Source organism: Sphaerotilus uruguayifluvii (assembly GCF_013294065.1).
GTDB lineage: Bacteria > Pseudomonadota > Gammaproteobacteria > Burkholderiales > Burkholderiaceae_C > Sphaerotilus > Sphaerotilus uruguayifluvii.
Window position 1 is genome coordinate 1 of sequence record NZ_JABSNM010000022.1, and the last position, 11,717, is coordinate 11,717.

Here is an 11,717-nt window from a genome sequence, read left to right on the forward strand (position 1 = left end):
TTTTTCTTCAAGCACCCTTGCAAGTGCTTGTCAGCATTGACGAATTCCGAGCGCAGAGTCTGACCGGCTTCCCTGATGTTGAAGGGATTGAGACCACAACGTCGAGCATGTCCGTGCGGTACTTCTGTCTGACCGGCTTCCCTGATGTTGAAGGGATTGAGACGGTGACACCAACGCGGATACCGGCGGAAAAGACGGTCTGACCGGCTTCCCTGATGTTGAAGGGATTGAGACGGTGATGACGAATGCAAAGTGTTCCACGATAGTCTGACCGGCTTCCCTGATGTTGAAGGGATTGAGACTGGACGTGGTAGCGCACTGAGCCAGGGCTCTCCGTCTGACCGGCTTCCCTGATGTTGAAGGGATTGAGACAATTCGAATTGCGCGAACTTCGACATGTTAATGTCTGACCGGCTTCCCTGATGTTGAAGGGATTGAGACACCACCTTGCAGCCCGAAGGCTCCAGAATGGCGGCGTCTGACCGGCTTCCCTGATGTTGAAGGGATTTTCTGAAACCCGCTTCTCGGCGACGAGGGCGGGTTTTTATTTGGGCGGCGCAGGGCGGGCGGCGGCAACCTTGCCAAACGGCGAGGGCTCCGGACGGGCATGGGACATTCTGTTCCCGACCACACGAGAGACCGCTCTCAGCAAGGAAGACCGATGAGTTTCAGGAAGAAGACCCCGATGACCGCCACGCTGCTGCTGGGCGCCGCGATCGCGCTGATGAGCGCGCCGCCCACCCGCGCGCAGAGCCCGGCCGCCGCCCCGAGCGTGGTCGTGCCGGACCTGAACGACAAGTGCTTCGGCGACATCGACCGCACGCTGCGCGCCGCCGGCCTGAAGCCCAAGACCACCGCCGTGCACGGCCCGGTCGATGCCGACGCCGCGCCCATCGGCTGCGCCTACCGCCAGAGCCCCAAGGCCGGCACCCGCGTGCCGCGCGGCAGCACGGTGCGCTACCGCAGCTGGTACGAGGCCGGCTGAGACCGCCCGCCCAGCCCGAGACAGCCCCCATTCCATTCATTCATTCATTCAGGGAGGACCCCATGACGACGATCCGTTCCACCTCGCTCGGCCTGCTGATGGCCGCCACGCTGCTGACGCTGGGCGCGCCGCGCGCCTTCGCCCAGCAGGAGACGAAGACGATCCCGACGCGCTTCGGCGCGCTGCAGATCAGCGACATGAACGCGCTGAGCTACCGCGGCCGCCCCTTCGCGCCGCCGATCGAGGGCGAAGGCGACCTGAACCCGCTGCGCACCTTCGTCCAGGGCGACCGCGACATCGTGCTGGTGCAGGACAACGCCGGCACGGCCTGCCCGGCCCAGCTCGTCTTCGTCACCGTGCGCCGCGAGGGCGTGCGCGCCACGCCGAAGTTCGGCTCCTGCAGCGACAGCTTCCAGATCCGCAGCAGCGGCGACGGCGTGATCACCGTGACCATGCCCGGCCACGCCGGCCCGTTCGAGCCGCCCGCCGAGCAACGCCGCGCGGCCGCCCGCCGCCATGTCTTCGTGCTGGCGGCCGACGGCACGCTGACCGAGAACGGCAAGCCGGTCCCGACGCACCCCTGATCCCCACCCGGACACACGCATGATCCTGCTGCCCCTCGATCCCGTCGCCGCCCCCGCTCCGGCTGAGGGGTCGCCGCTCGACTGCGTCGTCACCCGCCACGCCGGCGCGGCCGAGTGGGTGCAGCGCCGCCTGGGCCGCCCGGTGCGGGTGGTCGAGCACCTGCACCCGCACGAGATCGTGCCCGGTGCCCGCTACCACGGCGTGTTCCCGCTCAACCTGGCCGCGGCCATCTGCCGCGCGGGCGCGCAGTGCTGGGCCATCTCGATGCAGGTGCCCCCGACGCTGCGCGGCCAGGAACTGGGCGCCGACCAGCTCGACGCGCTCGGCGCCCGGCTGGTGCGCTACCAGGTCAGCGAGCTGCCGCCGCACCAGAACTGAACCGCCCGGCGCCCCGCGCTACAATGCGCCCCGCCGGTTCAGACCGAACCCCGTGGAGACGCCCCTCGCCGACAGTCAGCTTTTCGCCTCGTCGTTTTTTCTTCAAGCATCCTTGCAAGTGCTTGTCAGCATTGACGAATTCCGAGCGCAGAGGCTGACCGGCTTCCCTGATGTTGAAGGGATTGAGACGTGAACCATTCTTCACCACGACGGGTGAGGCTGACCGGCTTCCCTGATGTTGAAGGGATTGAGACACGTGCGCACCGACGAAGGCAGATAGCAGCACGGCTGACCGGCTTCCCTGATGTTGAAGGGATTGAGACCATGATTACATCCGAGCCATAGAGGAATTCAGCGGCTGACCGGCTTCCCTGATGTTGAAGGGATTGAGACAAGCTCAGAACGCTCATGATTTCTTCCTTGTGCGGCTGACCGGCTTCCCTGATGTTGAAGGGATTGAGACTCTTGCCGGCTACGCTGCATCGAATTCCTGATGGCTGACCGGCTTCCCTGATGTTGAAGGGATTGAGACGGGGGGTGGTCCCCAGCGAAGCAATTGCCAAGGGGCTGACCGGCTTCCCTGATGTTGAAGGGATTGAGACGTGCTGTTCATCGCTGACCATCCCAAACGACTCGGGCTGACCGGCTTCCCTGATGTTGAAGGGATTGAGACGATCTCTTCACCGTAGGTCAGTGTGGTCTCCCGGCTGACCGGCTTCCCTGATGTTGAAGGGATTGAGACTGGCTGCACTGCTCGCATCCTGCTCGCGACGGGCTGACCGGCTTCCCTGATGTTGAAGGGATTGAGACTCCGTGTACGGCGTCGGCCTGTCGATGACCTGGGTCTGACCGGCTTCCCTGATGTTAAAGGGATTGCGCCGGTCTGGTGGGCGGCTCACGCGTCGCCCACCTGCCCCGCGATTTCCAGCAGCTGTTCCGGCGTCGGCCGGTCCCATCCGTCGCCGATGCGGGTCGTGGCGTAGAAGCGCACCATCTCGTGCAGCACCATCGGATGCTGCCAGCCGTTGGTCTGCAGGCGCTTGCGGATGGTGGGGTGGACGCGGCGCGCCTCCATGTCGAGCAGCAGCGACTGCACCAGGCGATCCTGCTCCGCCGTCGGCAGGGCCTCCAGCTCAGTGACCACATGCGCACGCCGTCGGCGCTGCCATTCCTCATGCCAGCGCGCCTGCCGCTTCTGCTCGGCCAGCTTCAACGCTGCATCGGAAAGATCACGGCGCACCGGGGCAGCCGCAGCCGATGAGCGCTCGGGCACCGACGGCGGCGCAGCCTCGGGCGTCCGGCCGAATTCCTTGCTGCGCTCGGCCGCCAGCACGGTGCGCAGATAGCGCGCCGGATCGCGCAGCGGCTCGGGATAGGCCGAGGCCACGCGCCGCGCCAGCATCTCGACGGCCGATCGCATCAGCGCCTCGCCATGCTCGGCATGCAGCTGCGCCGCCGTCAGGTCATCGACCTCGAGCTGGTGCAGCCGAGCCGCCAGCGCCGGATCGATCGCGGGATGCGCACGCGCCGCGGCCGCCGGCCCGCCGGGCTGCTCCCGCAGTCGCACCTTGAACTGGAGGTCCGAGATGAAACGCCCCGACCGGGATTCGACCAGTTCAACCACCAGATCGGTCACCGCGTTGACCTCGGCGAGCGCTGGCTTGAGCACGTCGCGCTTGAAGAATCGGTATTCCTGGCTGCGGGTCTCGTCAGTCTCGGGCTTGCCGCTCAGCACCGGACGCCACCAGGACCACGGCTGACGCGCCGTCTGGCCGACCTCGCGGTAGCGCGAGCAGATCTCGTACAGAGCGATCGCCCCATGCGAGCGCAGCTGCGCGATGATCTCCAGCGACAGCTTGGCGAACACGCTGGGCCGCAGCAGCTCCTGGCGCAGCTTGACCGAATACGACCACTCGAGCCAGACCTGCCCGCGCACCTTGCGCAGCTCGGCATGCCCGATGAGCCCGCTGACCGCCCAGGTGCCCACCTCGCCGCTGGAGGGCGACTGCCACTCCACCAGGGTCGCCGCCATCGCGCGCAGGTGCTTCTTGATGAGCCCGGTGTCGTTCGAGTCGAAGTCCAGCGAGCGGATGATCGCGCTCATCGGGGCGCGATAGACCTCCTGGTCGACGCCCTGCTCCTGCGCCATGCGCAGCATGACGTTGTAGGACTTGCGAAACAGCGGCGTGATGCGCTGGCTCTGCGGGACGATGGCCAGCGCATTGACCGGCTTCTTCAGCAGGTCGGGATCGACACCCGACTTCGGCGCGGCCTCCGGCGTCAGCGGATCAGAAATCATCTCGTACAGGGAAGACACCATCGGCAGATCTCGGCAGGCACACGCGGGAATCCAGCCATCCCGCACGGCCGGACTGTAGCCGACCCGCAACCCAAGATCCCGAAAACACGCACTTCATGACGACGCCGAGCACTCACAAGCAAAGGGCCGGCAGCCCAACCATCGTCAACGCCTGTACCCGGCGATTTCCCTGTTCCACCTCACATCACTTCCCGTTCCACCTCACATCGACTCCCGTTCTACCTCACACATCCTCCCGTAACAGTTCACGCAAAATAACGCAAGTCATTGATTATTAAGGGTGTTTTTCGACCTAAAGGTATTAAAGGAGATTAAAGAGATTAAAGAACGCGAGAAAAATTTTTTCGGGGAAATTCCAGGGGCATGACGAGGTCTCGGCACAAGCAGGCAAAGACCCTGATCAACAGCGCGGGTGTTGAACGGTTCAACACCTCCTGATCACCGTGCTAGGCTGATGCCATTGGAGGTTCACAGACATGGAACAGCTCAACATTGACGGCCAGAAGAGCATCAGCCTGGGTGCGATTGCTCACCAGGCTGGACGAGCCACGGACATGATGACCCAGGTGCGCAGCGCGATGTTGTCACCCACTTCACGAAAGACCGCGCCCACATTCAACCTCAGCCAGCTGGCCCTCATGCTCGATGTCGAGAAGAGCACGCTGACACACAGGATGAACAAGGGCGATTTGCCCAGCGGGAAGCTCAACCCGTCGGGCACCCGACGGGAGTTCACGCTGGCTGAAGCGCGCGTCTGGATTCGTGAGTACCGCAAGGACAGATTGCGTCCGGCCGGGGCCGAGGCCATCACGATCAGCGTCGGCAACTTCAAGGGCGGCGTCGGCAAGACCACCACCGCGATGACCCTTGCGCAAGGGCTGACCTTGCTGGGTCACAAGGTCCTTGTCATCGACACCGACCCGCAGGGATCGCTGACCACCCTCTTCGGCAAGCTGCCGGATGCGGAGGTGACGGAACAGGACACCATCCTGCCGCTGATCCTGGGCAACGAGGACTCGATCCGCTACGCCATCCGTCCGACCTACTGGGACGGCATCGACCTGGTTGCCGCCGCACCGGCGCTGTTTGGTGCCGAGTTCGCGCTTCCGTCACGGCAGACGCAGGAACCGGAATTCGAGTTCTGGAACGTCCTGCACTATGGCGTCGACGATGTCCGGCCCGATTACGACGTGATCGTCATCGACACCCCGCCCTCGCTGTCCTACACGACGATCAATGCCTTCATGGCCTCGAACGGCATCGTCATGCCGCTGCCACCCAACGCGCTCGACTTCGCGTCGGCCGCGCAGTTCTGGTCGATCTTCTCGGACCTCACCGACGAACTGCTGACCCGGCGCGGGCTCGACAAGGAATTCGACTTCCTCCACATCCTGCTGTCGCGCGTCGACTCGTCCGATGTCACTGCCAACATCGTGCGTCAATGGATCCAGACCACCTACGCCGAGAAGGTGCTGCCGGTCGAGATTCCGAAGACCGCTGTGACCGCCACCGCCTCGGCCGAGTTCGGCACGGTCTACGACGTCGAGCGGTATGACGGCAATGCGAAGACGTTCAAGCGCGCACGCGATGCCTATGACCTGTTCGTGAGCTATGTCGAGACCTCGATCCAGTCGGTCTGGCGCAAGCAGGTGCACAGCCCGACGCTGCCGCAGATGGCACCTGTTGCGGCCAATCGAACTCGTAGGGGCAAGTGATGGCGAAGAAAATTTTTGAGAAGGCTGGACTGATCAATCTGCCGAACAAGCCTGCGGTGGCCGCATCCGATGTACCGGACAGTCCTGCGCAGGATCCCCGGCCCAAGACGGCGCCGGGAGCCATGTTGCAGTTCATGGGGCAACAGTCGGCCGCGGTCCGAGAGGTGGAGGAGCTTCGGACGCGACTGCAGGAGTTCGACGGCGCACAGGTGGTCCGCATGCTCGAACCTGCTCGGGTTGCGCCATCGCGTTGGGCCAATCGCCATGAAACGTCCTTCGCAGATGCCGAGTTCGCCTTGCTCAAGGACGAGATCCGCAGTGCGGGCGGCAATGTCCAGCCGATCAAGGTCCGTCCGCTGAAGCCTGGGCAAGTGTTGAACGGTTCAACACCTGGGGCTGTGGCTGACTTCGAGCTGATCTACGGTCACCGGCGCCATCGTGCCTGCCTCGAGCTGGGTCTCAAGGTGGCAGCACTGATCGAGCCGATGAGCGATCAGGAACTGTTCCAGCAGATGGACCGCGAGAACCGCTCTCGCAAGAACCTCAGCCCATGGGAACAGGGCTGCATGTACCGCAAGGCGCTCGACGAGGGGCTCTATCCGTCGCTGCGAAAACTGGCCGAAGCTGTCGGAGTCGACGTCGGCCAAGCCTCGCGAAGCGTGGCCTTGACCCGGCTGCCTGCGGAAATCATCCAGGCCTTCCCTTCGCCCAACGAGATCCAGTACCGCTGGGTGAAGGAACTCGCTGATGCAGCACAGCGTGATCCAGCAGGCATGCTTGCGGCGTCCCGCGAGATCGCCATGTCCCCGATGGCCGTGTCGTCAAAGGCGATCTTCGAACAGTTGATCTCCGAGCGAAATCAGCCTGCAAAAAGTGTTGAACCGTTCAACACTCCTGCTGAACCAGCGCAGGCTGCGTCGGTTGATCTGGTCGTCAGTGGCAAAGTTTTGGGGCAGATGCGCTACCGGAAGTCTGGTGGGGTCAGTATCGATCTGGACAACGTGACGTTGGATGAAGAGCAGAAGACCGAACTGCTGTGCCGGTTGGAAGATGTCTTGAGAGAGGTCTTGAAGTGGTAGAAAAGACCTGACGCAAATATGCTTGCGGCCAACGCCTTGATACGGTGCCAAAATGGAAAGATATCAAGATCATGGGTTCATGAGGGTATCCGTTGCGTATGGCGCGTATGCACCCGGACCTTTCCATGCTGACGGCTTGCGGGCGCATCGGAAAAGCACAAAAAAGAACATGAAAAGCGAGATATAGGTGTTGCATCCCATGTGATCATGTACCCACCCGCAGTTGGCCGCTGTTCAAAGCCAGAGACCTGATGCGGGGCGTCATCGAATCACTTCGACAGGACTGCGCGACATGAGCGAAATCCACCCCCAGGCCCGCACGACTCCTCGCACACGAGCCGAGATCAAAGCCAGTTCTGCTTCCCTGACGGAACTGGCCGAGCGCTACAACGTCAGCGTGGCCACGGTGCGCAAGTGGAAGCGCCGTGAAACGCCCGAGGATCTCTCCCACCGTCCGCACTCCTTGAGCACGACGCTCACCGCCGCGCAGGAGGCCATCGTGGTCGAGTTGCGCCGCCTGGTCCTGCTGCCGCTGGATGATCTGCTGGTCATCACGCGCGAGTTCATCAACCCGCACGCCTCCCGCTCTGGCCTGGACCGCTGCCTGCGTCGCCACGGCGTGGCCAACCTGCGCGCGTTGCAGGCCGAACTCGTCGGCGAGGATCCTGCGCCTCCCAAGACGTTCAAGGACTACGAGCCGGGCTTCGTGCATGTGGACATCAAGTACCTGCCGCAGATGCCCGACGAGGCTGCGCGCCGCTACCTGTTCGTGGCCATCGACCGCGCCACACGCTGGGTGTTCCTGCGCATCTACGCCCACCAGAGCGAGGCCAGCAGCACGGACTTCCTGCGCCGGCTCTGTCAGGCCGCGCCGATGAAGATCCAGACCGTGCTGACCGACAACGGCAGCCAGTTCACCGACCGTTTCACCAGCAGGACCAGAACCCCCAGCGGCCAGCATGCCTTCGACCAGCGGTGCCAGGCGCTTGGAATCGAGCACCGGCTGTGCCCGCCGCGTCACCCCCAGACCAACGGCATGGTCGAGCGCTTCAATGGCCGCATCAGCGAGGTCATCGCCCAGACCCGCTTCGCCTGCGCCGAAGAACTCGAGACCACTCTGACCCATTACGCGGCCACCTACAACCACCGCATTCCCCAGCGGGCTCTCGATCATCTCTCTCCCGTTCAGGCACTCAAGCAGTGGCGCACTCGCCGGCCCGACTTGTTCGTCAAGCGGGTTTATGAACAGGCGGGACTCGACATATAGGCAGATCGGCAGCACCGGGGAATGCGATCAGCGATCGCCCGGGCACACGAGAAGTTCGCATCGATTAATATGCCGGCCTTTTCACCTGCCCCGCGCGAAGAATGTTCTTGAACGTGCACGAGAACACGGCTTATTCCAGGCTGCCTCACCCTGACGATTTCGGGGTAGGCTTTTGCTTGCGAGGCCAGACCATCACGAGGGTGGATTCGCGTCGCCGCGAGCAGGCGGTTGAAAAGCTGATGGCCGAGCGGGGGCTGTCACGATGCCAGGCGATGCGCCTGCATCGTCAGCAGCGCAAGGACGACATGCGCCCTGCGTGCGACAAGATGCGCGAGGTCTTTCGCCACAACCTGCGGCGCGACCACGAGCACCATCGCTGCCGCAAGCCCATCGACGCGACGCGGTCCGGGCTCAATCAGCTCCTGATCGGACCTGCCTGCCCCGACCAGGCCACTGCACACTGGGAGGCTCTGGCCGGTGAGCGGCCCTTCCGCACCAACGGCGTGCTGGCCCTCGAGCATGTGATCCAGCCTCCGCCTGAGCTCGACATTCCCGCTTTCTGGGCCAGCGTCCAGACCGTGCTGTGTGCCCGCTTCGACCATCCGATCTCGTTCGTCATTCACCGCGACCAGTCGCGGGTGCATGCGCATTTCGTGGCGATGCCGATCATCCAGGGTGTCTGGGTCGGCGCGGACGGACTGCGCCTCGCGCATCACCCGGACCGCGTTGCCGAAGATGTTCTTCGCCATCTCCAAGATTCGCATCGAGTTTTCTTTGATGTGCAGGTGCTGGCGCGTCATTCCCAATTGGGTGTCCCCTCTTGTGTCACTGCACCTGACGCTTTCTGCTGCTCAGCAGACTGGCACTCCCTGCTCATGAGTGCGGACGCGCGCAATTCGCACTCCAGCCCTACCCGTTTCGATGCCTGTACGGACTTCTTCAGAGACCGTGACCTCCAGATAGTGCAAGACCCCGAATTGGCCTGCGAAGACGCGCTGTCGAGCGTCCATGCACTGGGGTACTTCGATTCGCCAGATGCCTGGGCGGACTATGACGACTCGGACGAGGCGCTGGGCCTGTTGGCCCAAGACAGTTTGACCGAACATCCGCGACAAAGAGCAGAGCGATGCCCAGGCCATCGTCATCACCGCTGGAGAGGCCGTCATCGCCGGCCGCTGCCCGTCCGGGTGCACAAACAACGCCAAGCATCACAGCCAAGTTTCGCTCACCCGATGCCGAGCCTATCGGGCCCCGTCCAGACGCCGCTGCGTCTCAGGTGGATACATGCCGCGTGGCGATGTGAGTGGATGCCCGAACAGTCCTGCAGTCGGCGGTCTCAGGGCACGATCCTGCGCTTCGAGTTCAAGCTGCTGTACAGCCTCTCGGTCGAGTCGGTTTGCCCAGACCCCGCTGCCGCGTCTCAAGCTGCCGCTGGGCATCAAGAATCTGCGCCAGATTCGGGAGGTCGGGCACGACGACGTCGACAAGAGCGGCTTGCCGTCGACCTCATCGGCGCGGGCAAGTGCCCGACCCCGCCTCTTCCGCAAGAGTCCGCGGGTCGACTCGCTCAAGGAGCTGCTCACCGGTCTGGCCGCTCAGTGCCGTCCTGTGATCCGAATCGACCTGGGCGAAGGCGAGGTACATCGCCGGGTCGACCTCGAGCTGCGCCTGCACGAAATCATCGACGACCATGTGCGCCACCTCGGGCTGACGTGGCCACGATCCAGCCGCGCCGGGCCAGCGAGCGCAAGCGAGGTGCGCAGCCTGGGCACAAGGGGATGTACCGGGCGGTACGTGTTCAGCCCCCCCTCCTTGACACGCCCGCCAAGGCCGTCAACCCGCTGAAGCCCGCGTAGACAGCGCGCGAGTGCGGCGGGAGAGTCAGGCTCGATGAACCCGCCCCCATCTCTCGAGCCCGAAGACCTGCCCGCCAAGCCGCAGACGCTGGCGCAGTGCCACGAAGTGATCGACACGCTGGGCCAGCAGCTGGCCCAGCTGCGCGAGCAGGTGGCGTGGCTGCAGGAGCGGGTGAAGCTGGACTCGCGCAACTCGTCGAAGCCGCCGTCGTCGGACGTGGCGGGGACGAGCCGGCCGCGCCGGGCCAGCGAGCGCAAGCGAGGCGGTCAGCCCGGGCACAAGGGGACGTACCGGGCGCTGCTGGACGAGGGCGAGGTCGATGCGGTGCACGATCTGCGGCCGCCCGAGGTGTGCGAGTGCGGCGGGCCGATCGAGCCGGGTCGGGCGCTGCGCCACCAGGTGACAGACCTGGCGCAGGCGGTGCGGGCCGAGGTGCAGGAGTACCGGCTGTACCGCGGGGTGTGCGGGCACTGCTGCAAGACGCACGAGAGCGTGCTGCCGGCCGGGGTGCCTCGTGGGCAGATCGGGCCGAGGGCGCTGGCCCTGATCGGGGCGCTGGGCACAAAGTACCACCTGACGCAGGACAAGATCCGCACGCTGCTGGGGGAGGTGCTGGGGGTGAGGTTCAGCCTGGGGGCGATCTCGCAGGCGCAAGGGGTGGTGGCGCGGGCGCTGCAGGCGCCGGTGCAGCAGGCGGCGGCGAGCTGCGCGGGTGCGGCGGTGCTGCACATGGACGAGACGAGCTGGCGCCAGGCGGGCTCGCCGACGCGGCACTGGGTGTGGGCGACGGTGCAGCCGCAGGTGGTGGTCTACCAGGTGCTGCCCTCGCGGGCGCGCTACGTAGCACAGGCGCTGGCGGGCGAGCGCCCGGCCGGCGTGCTGGTGACGGACCGCTACGCGGTGTACGACTGGGTGGCGCCCGAGCGGCGCCAGGTGTGCTGGGCGCACCTGCTGCGCGACTTCGAGCGCATCGCCGGCCGCGCCGGCCGGCGTCTGCTCGGGCTGGGGCGGGTGATGTTCCGCTGGCGCGCGCGCGGCGCCGGCCCGGCCGAATTCGAAAGGTTGCAGACCCGGGTGCGCCAGGCGCTCGAGCGCGGCACGCGCGCAGGCTGCCGACGCACCGCGCAGACCTGCGCCCACCTGCTCGCCCAGGAGGTCTCGCTGTGGACCTTCACCCGGCACGCCGGCGTTGAGCCCACCAACAACGCAGCCGAGCAGGCGCTGCGCACGGTGGTGCTCAAGCGCAAGATCAGCGGCCCGACGCGCTCGACGCGCGGCCAGCACTTCGTCGCCCGGGGCTTCTCCGTGATGGAGCGCTGCCGCCGCCAGGACCGCGACCTGCGCGCCTGGCTGGGCGCCGGCCCGATGCCCTCGCTGCTGCCCGGCGGCTGAGCGCGCCGGCTGGGCTCACTTCATCGCGTTGCTGTTCGTGCTTCCTGGTGGCGGGGCCTGCCGGGAGGTGTGGGGCTGGGCGCGTCAAGGAAGGGGCGCGTGAATACGTACTTCGCATGAGGAAGGGACATCCATGGGA

At 65.0% G+C, this 11,717-nt stretch carries 10 protein-coding genes and 2 CRISPR repeat arrays; of the genes, 7 read left to right on the forward strand and 3 right to left on the reverse strand.

Annotated elements, in window-relative coordinates; genetic code table 11:
• The first annotated feature begins 57 nt into the window (after positions 1 to 57).
• Positions 58 to 513: direct repeats of the CRISPR family, unit length 37 nt; unit sequence GTCTGACCGGCTTCCCTGATGTTGAAGGGATTGAGAC.
• Positions 514 to 661: 148 nt separating this feature from the next.
• The 3 genes from HNQ01_RS18825 to csx16 all read left to right on the forward strand — a co-directional run bounded on the left by HNQ01_RS18825 (position 662) and on the right by csx16 (position 1,948).
• Positions 662 to 985 (forward strand): PASTA domain-containing protein, encoded by a 324-nt coding sequence (locus HNQ01_RS18825; protein WP_173807040.1) that lies wholly within the window; start codon positions 662 to 664, stop codon positions 983 to 985.
• A gap of 62 nt (positions 986 to 1,047) precedes the next feature.
• Positions 1,048 to 1,569, forward strand: a complete 522-nt coding sequence (locus tag HNQ01_RS18830; RefSeq protein WP_173807041.1) for a hypothetical protein — start codon at positions 1,048 to 1,050, stop codon at positions 1,567 to 1,569.
• Between the two features lie 19 nt (positions 1,570 to 1,588).
• The gene (gene csx16, locus HNQ01_RS18835; RefSeq protein ID WP_173807042.1) at positions 1,589 to 1,948 is read left to right on the forward strand and encodes a CRISPR-associated protein Csx16; all 360 of its coding nucleotides are present in this window, start codon (positions 1,589 to 1,591) and stop codon (positions 1,946 to 1,948) included.
• A 152-nt stretch (positions 1,949 to 2,100) separates the two neighbouring features.
• Positions 2,101 to 2,828: direct repeats of the CRISPR family, unit length 37 nt; unit sequence GGCTGACCGGCTTCCCTGATGTTGAAGGGATTGAGAC.
• A gap of 15 nt (positions 2,829 to 2,843) precedes the next feature.
• Here the strand turns inward: csx16 and HNQ01_RS18840 are convergent.
• Positions 2,844 to 4,268: a replication initiation protein gene (locus HNQ01_RS18840; RefSeq protein ID WP_173807043.1), complete on the reverse strand. Its 1,425-nt coding sequence runs from the start codon at positions 4,266 to 4,268 to the stop codon at positions 2,844 to 2,846.
• Positions 4,269 to 4,744: 476 nt separating this feature from the next.
• Between HNQ01_RS18840 and HNQ01_RS18845 the strand changes: the two genes are divergently transcribed.
• From HNQ01_RS18845 to HNQ01_RS18855, 3 genes are all read left to right on the forward strand, one after another.
• Positions 4,745 to 5,983: an AAA family ATPase gene (locus HNQ01_RS18845; protein ID WP_286180974.1), complete on the forward strand. Its 1,239-nt coding sequence runs from the start codon at positions 4,745 to 4,747 to the stop codon at positions 5,981 to 5,983.
• Complete coding sequence (locus HNQ01_RS18850; protein ID WP_173807044.1) at positions 5,983 to 7,062, forward strand: ParB/RepB/Spo0J family partition protein; 1,080 nt, start codon at positions 5,983 to 5,985, stop codon at positions 7,060 to 7,062. The genes HNQ01_RS18845 and HNQ01_RS18850 overlap by 1 nt, the downstream gene beginning before the upstream one ends.
• Positions 7,063 to 7,354: 292 nt before the next feature.
• The gene (locus HNQ01_RS18855; protein ID WP_173807045.1) at positions 7,355 to 8,329 is read left to right on the forward strand and encodes an IS481 family transposase; all 975 of its coding nucleotides are present in this window, start codon (positions 7,355 to 7,357) and stop codon (positions 8,327 to 8,329) included.
• A gap of 257 nt (positions 8,330 to 8,586) precedes the next feature.
• Here the strand turns inward: HNQ01_RS18855 and HNQ01_RS18860 are convergent, their stop codons facing one another.
• Both HNQ01_RS18860 and HNQ01_RS18865 read right to left on the reverse strand, forming a co-directional pair.
• Entirely contained in the window at positions 8,587 to 9,078 is a 492-nt protein-coding gene (locus tag HNQ01_RS18860) for a hypothetical protein (protein WP_217427618.1), read from the reverse strand.
• Between the two features lie 757 nt (positions 9,079 to 9,835).
• Entirely contained in the window at positions 9,836 to 10,021 is a 186-nt protein-coding gene (locus HNQ01_RS18865) for a hypothetical protein (RefSeq protein ID WP_173807047.1), read from the reverse strand.
• 198 nt (positions 10,022 to 10,219) lie between these two features.
• Here HNQ01_RS18865 and tnpC point away from each other — a divergent pair, with 198 nt between their 5' ends.
• Positions 10,220 to 11,578, forward strand: a complete 1,359-nt coding sequence (gene tnpC, locus HNQ01_RS18870) for an IS66 family transposase (protein ID WP_173807048.1) — start codon at positions 10,220 to 10,222, stop codon at positions 11,576 to 11,578.
• Positions 11,579 to 11,717: the final 139 nt, after the last annotated feature.